Below are 16,840 nucleotides of genomic sequence, written 5' to 3' on the forward strand. Positions count from 1 at the left end.
CTTTCGCTGTTCGGGAGTTCGGGCGGACCTCATCGTCCAGGGATGCCAACGAGTCTATGCGCACGCATATTCCCACATCCGGAAGTCGGGCTTCATCAACGCGAGAAACCACTTCCCGCATGGGAAACCACGCGTAACGCGGTTTCTCAGGCAGGAAGTGGTTTCTCGAGCGGAGGCGGCGACGAAACGGGTCAGCCGCGCAGCGCCTCCCCGAGCTTGACCCGCGCCCCCATCCGCAGCAGCGAGTTCTCGTAGATCTTCGCGGCGACGACGATCGCCGCGATGCACGTCGCGAGCAGGATGAGCAGCGACAGCGCGCCCTCCCACCACTGCGCCTCGCCGACGAACATCCGCACCGGCATCGCGACCGGTGCCGAGAACGGCACGTACGACATGATCGTCAGCACCAGCGGGTTGTCGTTGAAGAAGATCACCAGGAAGTACGGCGCCATCACCAGCATCATCAGCGGCATCGTGGTCGAGCCGATGTCCTCCTGCCTCGACACCATCGCCGCCGCCGCGGCGTACAGCGCCGCGAGCAGCACGAACCCGAAAAGGAAGAACACCGCGAACCAGAGAATCGGCGCGCCGATGCCGCTGAGCACGTCCTCCTGCCCGGTCACGATCAGCCCGACGATGGCGATCACCGACAGCGCGATGATCTGCCCCATCGCCAGCACCGTGTTGCCGAGCACCTTGCCGGCCAGCAGCGTCCGCGCCGGGATCGCCGAGATGAGCAGCTCGACCACCCGGGTCTGCTTCTCCTCCACCACGCTCTGCGCGATCGTGCCGCCGAAGGTCGATGCGGCGATCAGGAACACGATGCCGAAGCCGAGTGCGACCAGGTAGCGCAGCAAGGGGTCGGTGTCGGCCGGCTGCAGCACCTCGACGGTGGGCGACTGAGAGAGCATCATCATGAGACTGGACGGCGCCCCCTCCTTCGCGAGCACCACGTACCCGAAACCGGCCGGGTCCCCGGGGACCAGAGCGGCCTCCACCTCGTCGCTCGTGACGAGCTCTTCCGCCGCCGCACGGTCGGCCACCTCGCGGGCCTCGACGCCGGGCATCCCGTCGAGCACCGCCGAGGTCTCCGAGGTGACGGCGATGGCATCCGCACTCGGGCTCTTACTCATGAACCCGCCGATGAGAACTCCCGCGAGAGCGATCAGCAGCAGGATGCCCGTGGCGATGACGAACGCGCGACTGCGCAGCTTCGCCGTGATCTCGCGCTCGGCGACGAGCCAGACAGCACTGTTCATGCGATGACCTCCTTGAAGATCTGGGCGAGGGAGGGACGCTGCGGGGCGAAGCTCGACACGGCTCCGCGGTCCATCGCCTGGCGCAGCACGCGCTGCGCGGTGTCAGGGGCGTCGACGTCGAACAGCGCCGATCCGCCCTCGAAGTCGAGGACGGCCACGCCCGGCTCGCCGCGCAGCCAGCCCGCGTCGCCGCTGGAGTGCAGCTGGTATCGCAGTGTCGAGTGCGCCGCTCGCAGCTCCTCGCGCGACCCCGCCGCGCGGATCGTGCCGTCGGCGATGATGATCAGGTCGTCGCACAGCCGCTCGACGACGTCGAGCTGGTGCGACGAGAACAGGATGGCGGCTCCCGCCGCGGCCCGGCGCTGCAGCACCTCGGCGACCACGTCCACGGCGAGCGGGTCGAGGCCCGAGAACGGCTCGTCGAGGATGAGCACCTGCGGGTCGTGCACGAGCGCCGCCGCGATCTGCGCGCGCTGCTGGTTCCCCAGCGACAAGGCCTCGATCTTGTCGTCCAGCCGTTCGCCGAGTCCGAGCTCCTCGAGCAGTGCCGTGCCGCGCGCCGTGGCGTCCGCCTTGCTGAAGCCGTGCAGGCGACCGAGGTAGACGACCTGCTCGAGCACCTTCATCTTCGGGTACAGCCCGCGCTCCTCCGGCATGTATCCGAAGCGCTGCCGGTCGTCTGCCGTCGCCGGCTGCCCGTCGAGCGTCACGGTGCCGCCGTCGGAGGCGAGCACGCCGAGGATGATGCGCATCGTGGTCGTCTTGCCCGCGCCGTTGCCGCCGACGAACCCGGTCAGTCGCCCGGGGGCGACGTCGAACCGGATGCCGTCGAGCACCCTGCGCGAGCCATAGCTCTTGGTGATGCCGTCGAGTTGGAGGAAGCTCATGACTTCACGCTAGGCAAGGGCGGTGGCATCGGGCATCCCCCCTGCGGCGGATTCGGGGGTCCGCCTAGCGGCCGGCGTGGCGGCCGAGGTGGAGGGCTGCGCGCACGATGAGTCCGGCGACGAGCGCCCAGAACGCGGCGCTGATGCCGAGCAGCGCGATGCCCGAGGCGGCGACCAGGAACGTCACGACCGCGGGCATCCGCTCGCCGGGGTCGTCGATCGCCTGCTGCACAGCCGAGCCGAAGGCGCCGAAGAGCGCCAGGCCGGCGACCGCGGGGATGACGGCGGCCGGTGCGAGCAGCACCAGTGCCGCGAAGACCGCCGAGAGGCCGCCGAGCACGATGTACGAGACGCCCGTCGAGACCCCGGCGATCCAGCGGCGCGCGGGGTTCGGCTCCGCGTCGGGAGCCGCGGCGAGAGCGGCGCTGATCGCAGCGAGGTTGATCGCGTGGCCGCCGGCGGGCGCGCCGAGCGCGGCGCCGAGGCCGGTGACGAGCATCGCCGGACGCCACGGCACCTCGTATCCGAAGCTGCGCATCACCGCGATGCCGGGCACGTTCTGCGACGCCATCGTCACGATGAACAGCGGCAGCGCGATGCCGACGATCGACCCGACCGTGAAGGTGGGGGCGGTGAAGGTGAGGGTGGGCAGCAGCACGGCCGGGTCGACGTCGGTTCCGGATGCCGCGATGCCGACCACCACGACGACCGTCGCGATCGCGAAGGCGGCGGGCACCGCCCAGCGCGGAGCGAGCCGCGTGACGATGAGCCAGGTGAGCACCACCGGCACGACGCCCCAGGGATTCGCCACGACGCCGGTGATCGGCGCGAGGCAGAGCGGCAGGAGGACCCCCGCGAGCATCGCCTGCGCGATCGACGGCGGGATCGCCGCGATGAGAGTGCCGAGGCGCGGCACGAGGGCGGTGAGCAGGATGAGCGCGGCGACGACGAGGAAGGCGCCGACCGCGGCCGGCCAGCCGCCGTCGACGACGCTGACCGCGGCGAGCAGGGCAGCTCCCGGCGTCGACCAGGCCGACGTGATCGGCATGCGGTAGCGCCAGGCGAGGATTATGCAGGCGGCGCCCATCGTGAGGCTGAGCGCCAGCAGACCGCTGGCGGCCTGGGCGGGGGTGGCGCCCACCGCGTCGAGCCCGGTGAGCACGACGGCGAACGAGCTGGTGAAGCCGACCAGGGCGGTGACGATCCCGGCGGTGATCGGGCGGGATGCGTGGGGCTTCTGTGCAGCGGTGGACGCGGTGGTCATCGGGTAAGCCCGTGGCGGTGAGCGAGCACGATCGCCTGCACGCGGTCGCGGGCGCCGAGCTTCTGCAGCACGCGCGAGACGTGGGTCTTCACGGTGGCCTCGCCGATGAAGAGCTCGCGGGCGATCTCGGCGTTGCTGCGGGCGTCGGCCATGAGCGTGAGCACCTCGGACTCGCGGTCGGTGAGCGGCTCGGCGAGGACGCTCTCGCTTTGGGTCGCTGAGCCTGCACTCTGGGTCGCTGGGCCTCCACCCTGGGTCGCTGAGCCTGCACTCTGGGTCGCTGAGCCTGCCGAAGCGCCGCCCGACATCGCGAACCTCGACAGCACGCGACGGGTCACCTCGGGCGCGAGGATCCCGTCACCCGCTGCGAGCGCTCGCACGGCGGCGATCAGCTCTTCGGGTCCGGCGTTCTTCAGCAGGAAGCCGCCAGCACCGGCATCCAGAGCCTGGAACAGGTACTCGTCGCGGTCGAAGGTCGTGACGATGGCGATCGTCGCCGCGACGGCGGGGTCAGCGACGATGCGCCGGGTCGCCTCGATGCCGTCCATGTCGGGCATCTGCACGTCCATGGTGATGACATCGGGCTGCAGGTCGGTGGCGAGCCGCACACCCTCGGCTCCGGTCGCGGCCTCGCCGACAACCTCGATGTCCGGCTGGGTGCTGAGGATCGCACGGAAACCCGCACGCAGCATGGCGTGATCGTCGACGAGCAGCACCCGGATCATCGCGTCGCCGCCTCGGCGATCGTGGGCGCGGCCTGAATCGGCGCGCCGGTCGGGGCGGGCGTCGGGACGGTGACCCGCACCCGGAAGCCGCCCTGCGGCCGTGGCTGCAGCTCGATCTCTCCGGCGGATGCCAGTGCGCGTTCGCGCATGCCGAGCTGCCCGAGGCCCGGCCGCAGCACGCCGACCGTGCGCCCGGTGTTCACGACCTCGAGCTCGACGGCATCCGGGTTCCAGCGCAGTCGCACATCCGCCGTCGCATCCGCCCCGGCGTGCCGGCGGGCGTTGGTCAGCGCCTCCTGCGCGATCCGGTACAGATTGACACCGACCGTCGACGGCACCGGAACCGCGTCGCCGATCTCGGTGTAGGCGGTCGGCAGACCGGCATCCGTCGAGGCCTTCGCGAGCCGCTCGATGTCGGCGATTCCGATGGCGGACGGCTCATCGTCCCGGCCGTCGCCGGGGTCGCGGAGCGTCTCGAGCAGCTGGCGGAAGTCGCCGATCGCCTCCCGGGAGGCGTCCTCCACGCCCGACAGCATCCGCTTCGCCTCGTCGGGATCACGGTCGATCACCAGACGAGCCGCGCCGGCCTGCACGCCCATCACCGACACGTGATGCGCGACGACATCGTGCAGCTCGCGGGCTATCCGCACCCGGTCGAGGGCGACGGCCTGCGCCGCGGTGATCTCGCGCTCGGCCTCGAGCTCGCGGGTGCGCTCTTCCAGAGCGAATCGCTGAGCCGCGGCGTGGAACGAGCGCTCGCCGAAGTAGTAGGCGCCGCCGAAGTACAGCACGTTGATCAGCAGGTTCAGCATCATGAACGCGACGAACGGCGAGAACACTCCGGCGGCGACGTCTGCCTTGTCGGCTTCGTCGATCGCATCGCGGTACATCACGATGATCAGCCAGACGAACATGCCGAGGATGATCCCAGCGCGTACGAAGAACGCGCGGCGGCGGTCGTTCATCCAGGCGCCCACCGTGTACAGCGCGATGAACATGGCGATGTTGGTCGCGTACACCTCGGGGATGCGCAGGGTGACGCTGGTGAACATGACCAGCGCGATGACGACGGCGACCAGAGCCGGATACCGCCGGCGCACGATCAGGGGAGCCGAGACGCCCACGGCCACCAGCAGCGCCCAGGAGAGCGGTGCCTGCTCGTCGTGGTAGAGGCCCGAGATGCTCGACAGCGCCGCGCTGATGACCGCCCCGACCAGCATGACCACGGCGAGCAGCAGGTCCTGTCGCCGGTCACGGTCGGTCAGGGTGCGAGTGAAGACGGCGGACTCGGGCATCTCTCCAACTTAGGGACGGGGGGATGCCCCGGCATCCCCCTCGCGGCGGATGGGGCAGGCCAGGGCGGAACGCGTCAGTGGTTCCGGTCGGCGGGAAGCAGGTCCGCGACCGACTGCACGATCTCGTCGGGGCGGAACGGGTACCGCTCGATCTCGGTGCGGTCGCTGATGCCGGTCATGACCAGCACGGTGTGCAGGCCGGCCTCGATGCCGGCGACGATGTCGGTGTCCATGCGGTCGCCGATCATCCCCGTCTTCTCGGAATGGGCGCCGATCTTGTTCAGCGCCGAGCGGAACATCATCGGATTCGGCTTGCCCACCACGTACGGCTCGCGCCCCGTGGCCTTGGTGATCAGCGCCGCAATCGCACCGGTCGCGGGCAGAGGGCCCTCGGCGCTGGGACCGGTGGCGTCGGGGTTGGTGACGATGAAGCGCGCGCCCCCGCCGATGAGCCGGATCGCCTTGGTGATCGCCTCGAACGAGTAGTTGCGGGTCTCGCCGACCACGACGAAGTCCGGCCGGGTCTCGGTCATGATGAAGCCGGCCTCGTGCAGAGCCGTGAGCAGGCCGGCCTCGCCGATCACGAAGGCCGAGCCGCCCGGCAGCTGCTGCGCGAGGAAGTCGGCGGTAGCGAGCGCGGACGTCCAGATCCGCTCTTCGGGCACGTGCAGTCCGCTGGCACGAAGGCGGGCCGACAGGTCACGCGCCGTGAAGATGGAGTTGTTGGTCAACACGAGGTACGGGACGCCGTCGCGCTCCCAGCCCGCCAGCAGCTCGGATGCTCCGGGGATCGCGTCGTTCTCGTGCACGAGAACGCCGTCCATGTCGGTGAGCCAGCATTCGATCTCAGAGCGATCAGCCATGGCATCAGGCTATCGGCCGGATGCGCCCGCGCAGACACCGTGGCGAGGGGTTCCGGAGTCGTCTGCGCAGGCGGATGATGAACTGCATGACCGGACGCATCATCATCGACCTGTTCACCACATTGGACGGCGTCGCTCAGGCTCCCGGCGCACCCGACGAGGATCCGAGCGAGGGATTCCCGTACGGCGGCTGGCAGGCGGGCTACCCCAGTCGAGCGGTCGGCGAGAGCGTGATGGCGGGGATGCAGACGCTCGACGCCCTGCTGCTCGGTCGGCGCACCTACGACATCTTCGCCGCATACTGGCCACAGCACACCGATGGCGAGGCAGGGTGGATCGGGCTGCTGTTCGACAGGGTGCCCAAGTACGTCGCGTCGCGCGACGCGGCCCTGCGGCTTGACTGGCAGGGCTCGACCCGCATCGGAGACGACCTCGCCACCGAGATACCGCTGCTGCGTGAGAGACATCGCGACGTGCACGTGATCGGCAGCGTCGACCTCGTGCAGACACTGCTCGCCGAGCAGCTGTACGACGAGCTGCAGCTGTGGGTGTATCCGGTGGTGCTCGGTCGCGGCAAGAAGGTGTTCCCCGACGGCGCGACGCCGCACAGCATGCGCCTGCTCAGCGCAGAGGCCGGTGACGGCGGCGCGCTGATGCTCCGCTACGCGCCCGAGCTCGGCGACGTGCGCACCGGCACGATGGAGAGCTGAGCGTCCCGGCGAGGTCGACTGGTCAGCCGTGAAGCATCCGCTCGATCACCGCGGCCACGCCGTCGTCGGCATTCGCGGCGGTGACCTCGTCGGCGGCATCGCGCACGACGTCGATCGCGTTGCCCATCGCGACGCCGTGCCCGGCCCACTGCAGCATCTCGAGGTCGTTGAGCGCGTCGCCGAACGCGAGCACCTCGTGCGCCTCGACACCGACCCGTCGACACACCTGAGCAAGCCCGGTCGCCTTCGTCACGCCCTGCGCCATCACCTCGACGAACGGCGCGCCCGACAGCGTGGCGGCGAAGCCCGTCAGCCCGAGGGCGTTCAGCGCCGCGAAGATCTCGTCGATCGGCACCGAGGCGTGCCGGATCACGAGCTTCAGACTCGGCGAGCCGAGCACCTCGTCGAGCGCGACGCCGCCCATCGTCTCCGGGGCGCGCTTGTGGTCGCTCAGCTGGGCGAGCGCGGCGTACCCGTGCTGGGCGACGAATCCCTCGCCGGCATCGCGCACGCTCGCGAAGACCAGATCCGGGATGCTCTTCAGCAGCGCCCGCGCCAGCTCGCCCTGCACGTCAGCAGGGATCTCCGCGGCGAACAGGTGCTCGCCGGTCGTCAGGTGCAGGCCGTATGCGCCGTTGCCGCACAGCGCCCACGAGTCGAACCCCGCCTGCTCGGCGATCGGCCGCAGCCCGATCGGCTGGCGGGCGGTGACCGGGATGGTCTCGATCCCGGCATCCCGAGCGGCGTCGAGAGCCGCGCGCGTGCGCGGCGACACCGCTCCCGACCCGTCGAGCAGGGTGCCGTCGAGATCGGTCGCGATGAGGCGGATGCCCGAAAGCCCGGTCACGAGAAGATCATCGGCATGTCGCCGTCGTCGTCACCACCGCCGAAGTCGAGGTCGACGACGACGGGCACGTGGTCGCTGGGCTGCTCGCCCTTGCGCTCGTTGCGGTGGATCGACGCCCCGGTGACGGCGTCGGCGAAGGGCTTCGAGCCGAGCACGAAGTCGATGCGGATGCCCTCGTTGCGAGGGAACTTGAGGCGCTGGTAGTCCCAGTAGGTGAATCCCTCGGGGATCAGCGGTCGGACGACATCGGTGACGCCCGCCGACTCGAGGGCGAAGAACGCCTCGCGCTCGGGCTGGGACACGTGCGTCGAGAAGCCCTGCACGATGCCAGGGTCGCCGTTGTCGTGGTCGAACGGGATGATGTTGAAGTCGCCGACCAGGGCGAGCGGCAGGTTCGGGTCGGCGGCCAGCTCGGCGGCGGTCGCGGTGCGCAACGCCTCGATCCAGTGCAGCTTGTAGTGGTAGTGCTCATCGTTCAGCGAGCGACCGTTGGGCACGTAAAGGCTCCACACCCGCACGCCGTCCACCATCACGCCCAGGGCACGCGCCTCGAGCGGGGCGTCCGGGCCCTCGTGCCCCTTCGCGAACCCGGGCTGGCCGGCGAACGACGTGCGCACATCGGTCATCGGCAGCCGGCTCGCGATCGCGACGCCGTTCCACTGATTGAAGCCGTGCACCTCGACCTGGTAGCCGGCCTCTTCGAACGGCTCATAGGGGAACTGCTCGGGCTTGCACTTGATCTCCTGGAACGCGAGCACGTCGACGTCCTCCCGCACGGCGAAATCGACGGCGCGCGAGACGCGGGTGCGGATCGAGTTGATGTTCCAGGTGGCCAGACGCATGCATCCAGCCTATTCGCGGCGGCGGACAGCCGCCGTCTGATGCGGTTACAGGCTTTAGATGGCTTTATGTGATAAAAATAAAGAGGACTAACAGAGATAAACCGACTAACCGAGGAGAGTCATTGGACAGCGTGTCCAACCCGTACACACCTAACGCCGGCGCATCCCCCGACATCATCGTTGGTCGTGACGAGCAGACAAAGGCGTTCCGGACGCTGCTACGACGGCTCGCGCGTGGGCGAACTCATCAATCCATGATCGTTACGGGTCTGCGCGGAGTCGGGAAGACGGTGCTTCTGAACGAGTTCGCTGAGATCGCCCGCGCTGAGCGCTGGGAGATCCTCGAGTTCGAAGCGAGTAAGCACGACGACACGAAGTTCCGGCAGACGATGGCATCGTTGCTGAAAGCAGCATTGCTGCGCCTTTCTCCTCGCGCCAGATGGACTGAACGCGCTAAGCGAGCGGCCAGTGTGATTTCTTCGTTCGCGCTGTCTGTCGATCAACAGGGAACGTGGTCGTTGGCTTGGGATGTGGAGGCGGCTGAGGGGCATGCAGATCACGGTGATCTCGGGCTCGACCTCACCGACGTGCTGGTCGCCGTCGGAGAGATGGCCCAGGAGCGAGAACGTGGAGTTGCCATCCTCATCGACGAGGTGCAGTTTCTCAGTACTCGGCAGCTGGAGGCGCTGATCCAGGGGATTCACAAGACCGTTCAGCGGCGCCTTCCCGTGACGTTCGTCGGTGCCGGCCTGCCGCAGATAGCGGAGTTGGCGGGGGACGCCAAGTCCTATGCTGAACGCCTGTTTCAGTTCCCGAAGATCGACTCGCTCGATGACGAGGACGCCCGTGAAGCGCTGACCGAACCTGCGGCGGGCGAAGAGGTGGCCTACGACTCGGATGCCGTCGACCTCGCAGTGGAGATCACACAGGGCTACCCGTACTTTTTGCAGGAGCTCGGGTACCAGGTCTGGGAGACGGCGGAGAAGTCGCCGATCACCCGAGTCGATGTGGAATCGGCGAGGGAGGGTTACGAGGCGAAACTCGATGCGTCCTTCTTCCGCGTGAGATTGGACCGAGCGACGCCGTTGCAGACCGCGTACATGCGGGCGATGGCGGAACTTGGCCCGAACGCGCAGAAAGCGTCGGAGGTGGCGCGGGTCATGAACCGAGAGTCCACGCAACTGGGTCCGACCAGAGCCGAACTGATCGACATGGGGCTGTTGTACACCCCCGAACACGGCTTTGCCGCGTTCACTGTCCCGGATTTCGACAAGTTCATGCTTCGTGCGGTGCCCACGCTGGTGATACCCGAGGTGCAGAAGCGCCGTCCGAAGTCGAAGAAGTCATAGCGGCGGACAGCCGCCGTCTCACGGCTACCGCTCCGCAGGGTCTGCCGTGCCGATGAGCACACCGCGGGCGAGCGTGTGGAAATGCCTGTTGAAGCCGAGCACGCCGGGAGTGGACCCCGGCTCCAGTTCGAGGTGGTCGACGTCGAGCGCGTCGACGACGAAGAAGTAGCGGTGGATGCCCGTTCCCGCCGGGGGAGCTGCGCCGATGAAGCGCTCCTTGCGGGCCTCGTTCGGCAGCACGATCGCGCCGCCGGGAAGATCCGCCGCGGTGCCGTCGCTGCTGTCGAGGCGGCGCACGTCTCGAGCGATGTCGTAGGCCGCCCAGTGCCAGAAGCCCGACCCGGTGGGGGCGTCGGGGTCGAAGCACGAGACAGCGAAGCTGAGGGTGCCGGCCGGTGGATCCGACCACTCGAGCGTCGGGTGGCGGTCTTCGCCCGCGCGATCCGACGACCAGGCAAAGCCGGGCAGCGGCCCGCCGGCGGCGAAGTCCGGGCTGGTCAGCTCGAGCGGGGCGACCGGACGCAGCTCGGCGAGTTCGGCATAGGGATCGAATGAGAACATGTGTGACCTCCTCGTCCCACGTTAGGCGAGCAGCGGGGATCCGGCCAGGCGGCGAACGGCGAGCGGTGAATACACTGGATGCCGTGACCCACCTCGCCGAAGACCGCCAGGCCCTGCTCGATCTCATCAAGGACGAGGCCGTGTTCCACGGCGACTTCACCCTCTCGAGCGGCAAGAAGGCGACGTACTACGTCGACATGCGCAAGCTGACGCTCGATCACCGCGCGGCTCCCGCGATCGGGCGCATCATGCTCGATCTCATCAAGGACTTCGACATCGCCGCGGTCGGCGGGCTCACGCTCGGTGCCGACCCGATCGCGAACTCGGTGATGCACGCCTCGGTGGCGACCGATCGGCCGCTCGACGCCTTCGTCGTGCGCAAGGAGCCGAAGGACCACGGCCGCGGCCGCCAGGTCGAAGGTGCCGACATCGCAGGCAAGCGGGTCATCGTTCTCGAAGACACCTCGACCACCGGCCAGTCGGCGCTGAAGGCCGTCGAGGTGCTGCGCCGGGAGGGCGCAGAGGTGCTGGCTGTCGCCGTGATCGTCGACCGCAAGACCGGCGCTCAGGCCGCGATCGAGGCCGAGGGCCTGCAGTGGCTCGCCGCTTACGACCTCGACGACCTCGGCCTCGACCCCCAGTAGCCCATCAGGGGCGCTTGCCGACCGCGGCGTCGGCGACGAGCTTCGCGATGCGGGATGCCCGTGTCTCGGGGCGCTTCGCGGTCGCGATGTGGGTGAGGCCGAGCTTCTTCACCGACTTCGGGAAGCCATTCCAGTTCTCGCGCGCAGCGGGGACGGCATCCAGGGCTGCGGCGAAGTCGTCGGGCTCGATGCCGGCCTCAGGACCGTCGAGCAGGGTCCACGATCCGTCGTCCTTCGCCGCCTTGATCGCGCGGATGCCGGCCGGCGCCAGCAGCCCCGCCGCCGCGAGCTCCGCGAGCCGGGCCTTGTTCGTCGCCGCCCAGCCGCTGCCGCGGCGGCGGGGCGAGAACCACTGGCCCACGGCGCCGTCGTCGAAGGTGCGCACGGGGCCGTCGATCCAGCCGAAGCAGAGCGCCTGGCGCACAGCATCCTCGTATGAGATGCCGTCCTGATGGCGGCGACGCACGTGCAGCAGCCACACGCCGCCGGCTCTCGTGTGGTTCTTCTCGAGCCAGTCGCGCCAGGTGGCGGCATCCTGCGCCGAGAGGCGCTCGCCGTCGTCGAGCGCTCCCATCACCGCTTCCCGCGGGGGTGGTCGTCGTCTTCGCAGGGGCCCTCGTACCACTCGCCGGCGTTGTCCTTGCGCCGCGGCTTGAGCAGCTGGATCGTCACGAGTGTCAACGACGCGAGGCCGATGCCGATCAGCACCAGAAACAGCAGGTCGCTCTGGTTCATGTCTCTCCTCCGCCGCTCAGCCTAGGCTGAGCCACACGGCGTCCGCCGCTCCATCCGGAAGATCGGCAGGGGCGGTGATCTCGGCACCGACGCTCACGCCGGCGTCCTCCAGTCGCTGCAGCAGCTCGGGGTCGCGATCACTCACGCGCAGCACGCGCCCGGTGTGGCCTGCAGGAGCGTCGCCGAGCAGCACGAACGGCTCGCGGATCACGTCGCCGTTCGCGTCGGGGATCGCGTCGCCGTGCGGGTCGAAGCGCGGGCGTCCGAGGCGCTCGTCGATGGCATCCAGCAGCCGATCGCTGATCGTGTGCTCGAGCACCTCGGCCTCGTCGTGCACCTCGTGCCACGCATAGCCGAACTCGCGAACCAGCCAGGTCTCGATCAGCCGGTGCCGGCGCAGCATCTGCAGGGCGCGCTCACGCCCGGCATCCGTCAGCTTCACCGCGCCGTACGGCACGTGCGACACCAGACCGGCGGCGGCGAGCTTCTTGACCATCTCCGTGACGCTCGATGGGGCTATGCCGAGAGCGCCGGCGAGCTGCGACGGGGTGATCGGCGCGTCCTGCCACTCGGTGTGGGAGTAGACCGTCTTGAGGTAGTCGTCGAAGGCGGGGGATGCCACGGTCAGCTGCCCAGAGCGACCAGCACGTTGAACGCCGCGTTGCCGGCGAAGAAGAGGATCGCGAACCCGGCGAGCGCCGCAAGCAGCGAGAGACGCCCGTCGTAGTCGTTCACTCCCCGGGTGCCGATCGCGCGGGCGCGAAAGGCGAGGAACAGGGTCAGCGCGCCGAGCGCGAGCTGCACCCAGGGGCCGCCGGCCGGAAGCAGATCTGGCAGGGCGATGAGCAGCACGCCCAGGGCTCCGGCACCCAGCGCGAACCAGGTGCTGAGCTGCATCGCGCGGCGCGCCTCGGAGTCGTCGCGGTGCTTCTTGACGGGGGAGGAGGGCATGATGTCGAGCCTACCCGGGGCGGGTATGCGCTCCCTCTCCGGTCAGGGTTGGGCTGTGGTCGTGGTCGTGGTCGTGCTCGTGGTCGTGGTCGTGCTCGTGGTTGCGCCGAGAGCACGGGATCTCGCCGAGCGCACGGCTTATCGACGTCGATAACGGGGACACTCGGCGAGATGTGGTGCTCTCGGCGCAGGAAGGTGGGGTGACGAGGTCACGCGCCCGTCGCGACCAGCCAGAGCAGCACGGCGTTCAGGGCGATCAGCAGCGCGGCGAAGACCACGCCGAGCACCGTGGTGATGGTGCGGTTCGCGTGCTCGCCCAGCGTGCGGCGCTGAGCGGTGAGCGCGACCAGAGGGACGAGCGCGAACGGGATGCCGAACGACAGCACCACCTGGCTGAGCACGAGCGCGAGAGTCGGGTCGAATCCGACGCCGAGGATCACCAGCGCCGGGATGAGCGTGACCAGTCGCCGTGCGAGCACGGGAACCCGCACCGTCAGCAGCCCGTGCATGATCTCCGCGCCCGCGTAGGCGCCGACCGACGTCGACGCGAGACTGGATGCCAGCAGTCCGATCGCGAACAGCGTGCCGATGATGGACCCGAGAGTCGCCGTGATCGCGGCGTGCGCGCCCTCCAGCGAGTCGGTGCCCTCGACGCCCGAGAGGTTGGCGGCGGCGAGCAGCAGGATCGCCAGGTTGACCGAGCCGGCGATGATCATCGCGATCGTCACATCCCAGCGGGTGGCGGTGAGCAGCATCCGGATGCCGGGACGACCGGCCTCGGAGGCGAACCGGTCGCGCGTCAGCGCACTGTGCGCGTAGATCGCATGCGGCATGACGGTGGCGCCGAGGATGGATGCCGCGAGCAGCACCGATCCGCTGTCGGTGAAGCGCGGCAGCATGCCGCCGACGACGCCCGCAGGGTCGGGTGGCGCGACGAAGAGCCCGGCGATGAACCCGATCACGATGACCGCCATCAGCCCGATGATGACGAACTCGAAGTGCCGAGGGCCGCGGCGGGTCTGGATCGCGAGCAGCGCGATCGAGACCGCGCCGGTGATGGCTCCGCCGAGCAGCAGGGGGATGCCGAAGAGCAGGTTCAAGGCGACGGCTCCGCCGAGCACCTCGGCGATGTCGGTGGCCATCGCGACGAGCTCGGCCTGCAGCCAGTACGCGCGCCGGGCCCAGCGGTTGCGGATGCGGCTGCCGAGCACCTCGGGCAGGCTCTGGCCGGTGACGATGCCGAGCTTCGCCGAGAGGTACTGGATCAGCCAGGCCATGATGTTGCCGGCGACGACCACCCACACGAGCAGATACCCGTAGCGGGCGCCGGCGGTCATGTTGCTCGCGACGTTGCCGGGATCGAGGTACGCGACCCCGGCGACGAGCGCAGGTCCGAGCAGCCAGACGCTCCGCATCCATGAGGCTGACCGCAGATTTTTCGGCATGCCTAAAAATAGCACCTCGAGCTGTCGCGGCTACGCTGGAAGGCGATGGAAGACACGGGCTCACAGACGCAGCCGGGGTACGGCGTCGGCCCGTGGCCGGGCGAGTGGCCGACCGACGAGCACTACGACCCGGAGCTGCTCGCGCACGGCGACACCCGCAACGTCATCGACCGATACCGGTACTGGCGGATGGATGCCATCGTCGCCGACCTCGACACGCACCGGCATCCGTTCCATGTCGCGATCGAGAACTGGCAGCACGACATGAACATCGGCTCGATCGTGCGCAGTGCCAATGCGTTCCTCGCCGATACCGTGCACATCATCGGCCGGCGTCGCTGGAACAAGCGCGGCGCGATGGTGACCGACCGGTACCAGCACGTGGTGCATCACCCCGACGTCGAGTCGTTCACGGCGTGGGCGGCGGGGGAGGGCATCCCGATCATCGCGGTCGACAACGTCGGGGAAGCCGTGCCGGTCGACCGGGCGGATCTGCCCGAGCGCTGTGTGCTGCTCTTCGGTCAGGAGGGGCCCGGGCTTTCGGATGAGGCGCTGGCGGCGGCATCCGGGCACATCGAGATCACCCAGTACGGGTCGACCCGCTCGATCAATGCGAGCGCAGCAGCGGCGGTCGTCATGTACGAGTGGTGCCGCCGGTACGCCTGAGTGGATCACCTGCGCTTCCACTGAGACGCAGTCTCGCGTAAAATGGGCCTGAGTCTCACCCGAATGGAGTGCACCATGGCATCCGACTACGTCCCCCCGGTCGACGACTACCGCTTCCTGTTCGGCGAGGCATTCGGCCTCGACCTTCCCGCGCGGTCGACCGGCGGCGCATTCACGGCCGAGGACGCCACCGAGATCATCGCCGGGGCCGGCGAGTTCGCGGCATCCGTCCTGGCGCCGCTCGAGACCAGTGGCGACCGCGAGGGCGCACGTCTCGAAGACGGTCAGGTGCGCCTGCCTGCCGGGTTCGCCGAGGCCTACCAGGCGTTCGTCGAGGCGGGCTGGGTCAGCGCCGAGGCGCCCGACTCCGCGGGCGGAGACGGCCTGCCCGGATCCATCCGCGCCGGTCTCGGCGAGATCTGGAACGCCTCCAACGCGGCCTTCGCGCTGTGCTGGCTGCTGACCGCCGGCCAGATCCACGCCCTCGACGCCGCGGCATCCGACGAGATTCGGGAGATGTACCTGACCAAGCTCGTCTCCGGCGAGTGGACCGGCACGATGAACCTCACCGAGCCCGAGGCCGGCACCGACCTCGGCGCGATCCGCACGATCGCCACCCCTCGGGCCGACGGATCGTGGGGCGTCAGCGGTCAGAAGATCTTCATCACCTGGGGCGACCACGACGTCGCCGAGAACATCGTGCACCTCGTGCTGGCGCGCACGCCCGACGCCCCGGCCGGCGCCAAGGGCCTGTCGCTGTTCGTCGTGCCGAAGTTCCTGCCAGACGCCTCCGGCGTGCCGGGGGAGCGCAACGCCGTCACCACGGTCGCGCTCGAGCACAAGCTCGGCATCCACGGCAGCCCGACCTGCGTGCTCGCCTACGAGGACGCGACCGGATACCTCGTCGGCGAGGTGGGCGGTGGGCTTGCGGGCATGTTCGTGATGATGAACTCCGCACGTGCCGGCATGGGCTTCCAGGCGACGGGCATCTCCGACCGCGCCTATCAGCAGGCCGTCGCCTACACGAACGACCGTCGCCAGGGCGCGGTGCTCGACCGTCCGGCCGGCGCGCCGATCGCCGAGCATCCCGATGTGCGCCGTCTGCTGCTGTCGATGCAGAGCCGGCTGTTCGCCATGCGCGCGCTCGGCGTGTACGTGGGCGACCTGTTCGACCGGGCGGAGGCCGACGGCACCGGGGCGCTCGCCGAGTTCTTCGTGCCGATCCTCAAGGGCTGGGCCACCGAAGACGCTGTCGCGCTCACCAGCGATGCGATCCAGGTGCACGGCGGTATGGGCTTCATCGAGGAGACCGGGGTCGCACAGCACTACCGGGATGCCCGGATCATGCCGATCTACGAGGGCACCACGGCGATCCAGTCCAACGACCTCATCGGACGCAAGGTCATCCGCGACGGCGGGGCGACCGCCGAGACGCTGTTCGCATCGATCCTGTCGACTGTGGACCAGCTGCGCTCCCTCGATCACGAGGTGGCGACTCGCACGGCCGATCGCCTGGAGCGTGCGGTGGATACGGCTCGCCGGGCCACGGCATCCATCGTCGGCTTTGGCGCGACCCGCGACGCCTACGGCGTCAGCGTGCCGTACCTCATGCTGCTCGGCACCCTCGCCGGCGGATGGATGCACGGTCTTGCCGTGACGGCCGTGCTGGCGCACGCGACTCCGGATGCGTCGGACGCGGCGCGCCTGGTCTCCGCCGACTTCTACGGTGCCCACCACCTGCCGCGCGTGCACATGCTGGCGGAGACGGTCGCCGCGGGCGAGGTGGGCTGACCCGCA

General features: G+C 69.2%; 20 protein-coding genes. 6 read left to right on the top strand and 14 right to left on the bottom strand.

Annotation, left to right across the window (positions count from 1 at the left end; translation table 11 throughout):
* Positions 1 to 191: 191 nt before the first annotated feature.
* The 6 genes from ACIPV2_RS10115 to ACIPV2_RS10140 all read right to left on the bottom strand — a co-directional run bounded on the left by ACIPV2_RS10115 (position 192) and on the right by ACIPV2_RS10140 (position 6,293).
* Positions 192 to 1,259 (bottom strand): ABC transporter permease, encoded by a 1,068-nt coding sequence (locus tag ACIPV2_RS10115; protein WP_400840845.1) that lies wholly within the window; start codon positions 1,257 to 1,259, stop codon positions 192 to 194.
* Positions 1,256 to 2,146: an ABC transporter ATP-binding protein gene (locus tag ACIPV2_RS10120; protein WP_400840847.1), complete on the bottom strand. Its 891-nt coding sequence runs from the start codon at positions 2,144 to 2,146 to the stop codon at positions 1,256 to 1,258. Before ACIPV2_RS10120 ends, ACIPV2_RS10115 begins: the two co-directional genes overlap by 4 nt.
* Before the next feature lie 64 nt (positions 2,147 to 2,210).
* Positions 2,211 to 3,410 carry a benzoate/H(+) symporter BenE family transporter gene (locus ACIPV2_RS10125; RefSeq protein ID WP_400840849.1) on the bottom strand — a complete coding sequence of 400 codons (1,200 nt, stop codon included), beginning with the start codon at positions 3,408 to 3,410 and terminating at the stop codon, positions 2,211 to 2,213.
* A complete protein-coding gene (locus ACIPV2_RS10130; RefSeq protein WP_400840850.1) occupies positions 3,407 to 4,135 on the bottom strand; it encodes a response regulator in 729 nt (242 codons plus the stop codon). The genes ACIPV2_RS10125 and ACIPV2_RS10130 overlap by 4 nt, the downstream gene beginning before the upstream one ends.
* Complete coding sequence (locus ACIPV2_RS10135; protein ID WP_400840852.1) at positions 4,132 to 5,430, bottom strand: sensor histidine kinase; 1,299 nt, start codon at positions 5,428 to 5,430, stop codon at positions 4,132 to 4,134. Before ACIPV2_RS10135 ends, ACIPV2_RS10130 begins: the two co-directional genes overlap by 4 nt.
* A 74-nt stretch (positions 5,431 to 5,504) precedes the next feature.
* Positions 5,505 to 6,293, bottom strand: coding sequence for an HAD-IIA family hydrolase (locus ACIPV2_RS10140; protein ID WP_400840854.1), 789 nt, complete (start codon positions 6,291 to 6,293; stop codon positions 5,505 to 5,507).
* A gap of 86 nt (positions 6,294 to 6,379) precedes the next feature.
* On the opposite strand from ACIPV2_RS10140, the gene ACIPV2_RS10145 reads away from it, so the two are divergent.
* Positions 6,380 to 7,003: a dihydrofolate reductase family protein gene (locus ACIPV2_RS10145; protein ID WP_400840856.1), complete on the top strand. Its 624-nt coding sequence runs from the start codon at positions 6,380 to 6,382 to the stop codon at positions 7,001 to 7,003.
* Positions 7,004 to 7,025: 22 nt separating this feature from the next.
* On the opposite strand, the gene ACIPV2_RS10150 is transcribed toward ACIPV2_RS10145, so the two are convergent.
* Positions 7,026 to 7,850, bottom strand: a complete 825-nt coding sequence (locus ACIPV2_RS10150; RefSeq protein WP_400840858.1) for a Cof-type HAD-IIB family hydrolase — start codon at positions 7,848 to 7,850, stop codon at positions 7,026 to 7,028.
* The gene (locus ACIPV2_RS10155; protein ID WP_400840860.1) at positions 7,847 to 8,692 is read right to left on the bottom strand and encodes an exodeoxyribonuclease III; all 846 of its coding nucleotides are present in this window, start codon (positions 8,690 to 8,692) and stop codon (positions 7,847 to 7,849) included. The genes ACIPV2_RS10150 and ACIPV2_RS10155 overlap by 4 nt, the downstream gene beginning before the upstream one ends.
* Positions 8,693 to 8,823: 131 nt before the next feature.
* Between ACIPV2_RS10155 and ACIPV2_RS10160 the strand changes: the two genes are divergently transcribed.
* Complete coding sequence (locus ACIPV2_RS10160) at positions 8,824 to 10,041, top strand: ATP-binding protein (RefSeq protein ID WP_400841804.1); 1,218 nt, start codon at positions 8,824 to 8,826, stop codon at positions 10,039 to 10,041.
* 24 nt (positions 10,042 to 10,065) lie between these two features.
* Here ACIPV2_RS10160 and ACIPV2_RS10165 read toward each other — a convergent pair whose 3' ends face one another.
* Positions 10,066 to 10,602: a YbhB/YbcL family Raf kinase inhibitor-like protein gene (locus ACIPV2_RS10165; RefSeq protein WP_400840862.1), complete on the bottom strand. Its 537-nt coding sequence runs from the start codon at positions 10,600 to 10,602 to the stop codon at positions 10,066 to 10,068.
* Positions 10,603 to 10,685: 83 nt separating this feature from the next.
* Here ACIPV2_RS10165 and pyrE point away from each other — a divergent pair, with 83 nt between their 5' ends.
* The gene (gene pyrE / locus ACIPV2_RS10170) at positions 10,686 to 11,246 is read left to right on the top strand and encodes an orotate phosphoribosyltransferase (RefSeq protein ID WP_400840864.1); all 561 of its coding nucleotides are present in this window, start codon (positions 10,686 to 10,688) and stop codon (positions 11,244 to 11,246) included.
* A 4-nt stretch (positions 11,247 to 11,250) separates the two neighbouring features.
* On the opposite strand, the gene ACIPV2_RS10175 is transcribed toward pyrE, so the two are convergent.
* Genes ACIPV2_RS10175 through ACIPV2_RS10190 form a run of 4 tightly spaced genes read right to left on the bottom strand, consistent with a single transcriptional unit; the run spans position 11,251 to position 12,932 of the window.
* Entirely contained in the window at positions 11,251 to 11,820 is a 570-nt protein-coding gene (locus ACIPV2_RS10175) for a YdeI family protein (RefSeq protein ID WP_400840867.1), read from the bottom strand.
* Positions 11,820 to 11,981 carry a hypothetical protein gene (locus tag ACIPV2_RS10180; RefSeq protein ID WP_400840869.1) on the bottom strand — a complete coding sequence of 54 codons (162 nt, stop codon included), beginning with the start codon at positions 11,979 to 11,981 and terminating at the stop codon, positions 11,820 to 11,822. Before ACIPV2_RS10180 ends, ACIPV2_RS10175 begins: the two co-directional genes overlap by 1 nt.
* A gap of 16 nt (positions 11,982 to 11,997) precedes the next feature.
* Positions 11,998 to 12,603 (bottom strand): metal-dependent transcriptional regulator, encoded by a 606-nt coding sequence (locus tag ACIPV2_RS10185; RefSeq protein ID WP_101187636.1) that lies wholly within the window; start codon positions 12,601 to 12,603, stop codon positions 11,998 to 12,000.
* 2 nt (positions 12,604 to 12,605) lie between these two features.
* Positions 12,606 to 12,932 (bottom strand): hypothetical protein, encoded by a 327-nt coding sequence (locus tag ACIPV2_RS10190; protein ID WP_400840871.1) that lies wholly within the window; start codon positions 12,930 to 12,932, stop codon positions 12,606 to 12,608.
* 1 nt (position 12,933) lies between these two features.
* On the opposite strand from ACIPV2_RS10190, the gene ACIPV2_RS10195 reads away from it, so the two are divergent.
* Positions 12,934 to 13,086 carry a hypothetical protein gene (locus ACIPV2_RS10195; RefSeq protein WP_400840873.1) on the top strand — a complete coding sequence of 51 codons (153 nt, stop codon included), beginning with the start codon at positions 12,934 to 12,936 and terminating at the stop codon, positions 13,084 to 13,086.
* 55 nt (positions 13,087 to 13,141) lie between these two features.
* Here the strand turns inward: ACIPV2_RS10195 and ACIPV2_RS10200 are convergent, their stop codons facing one another.
* Positions 13,142 to 14,377: an Nramp family divalent metal transporter gene (locus ACIPV2_RS10200; protein WP_400840875.1), complete on the bottom strand. Its 1,236-nt coding sequence runs from the start codon at positions 14,375 to 14,377 to the stop codon at positions 13,142 to 13,144.
* Positions 14,378 to 14,422: 45 nt separating this feature from the next.
* Between ACIPV2_RS10200 and ACIPV2_RS10205 the strand changes: the two genes are divergently transcribed.
* Together ACIPV2_RS10205 and ACIPV2_RS10210 are read left to right on the top strand one after the other, a co-directional pair.
* Positions 14,423 to 15,043 carry a TrmH family RNA methyltransferase gene (locus ACIPV2_RS10205; RefSeq protein WP_400840877.1) on the top strand — a complete coding sequence of 207 codons (621 nt, stop codon included), beginning with the start codon at positions 14,423 to 14,425 and terminating at the stop codon, positions 15,041 to 15,043.
* A gap of 75 nt (positions 15,044 to 15,118) precedes the next feature.
* Positions 15,119 to 16,834: an acyl-CoA dehydrogenase gene (locus ACIPV2_RS10210; RefSeq protein WP_400840879.1), complete on the top strand. Its 1,716-nt coding sequence runs from the start codon at positions 15,119 to 15,121 to the stop codon at positions 16,832 to 16,834.
* The last annotated feature ends 6 nt before the right edge of the window (positions 16,835 to 16,840 follow it).

Origin of the sequence: Microbacterium sp. NPDC089987 (assembly GCF_044748505.1) — a bacterium.
GTDB lineage: Bacteria > Actinomycetota > Actinomycetes > Actinomycetales > Microbacteriaceae > Microbacterium.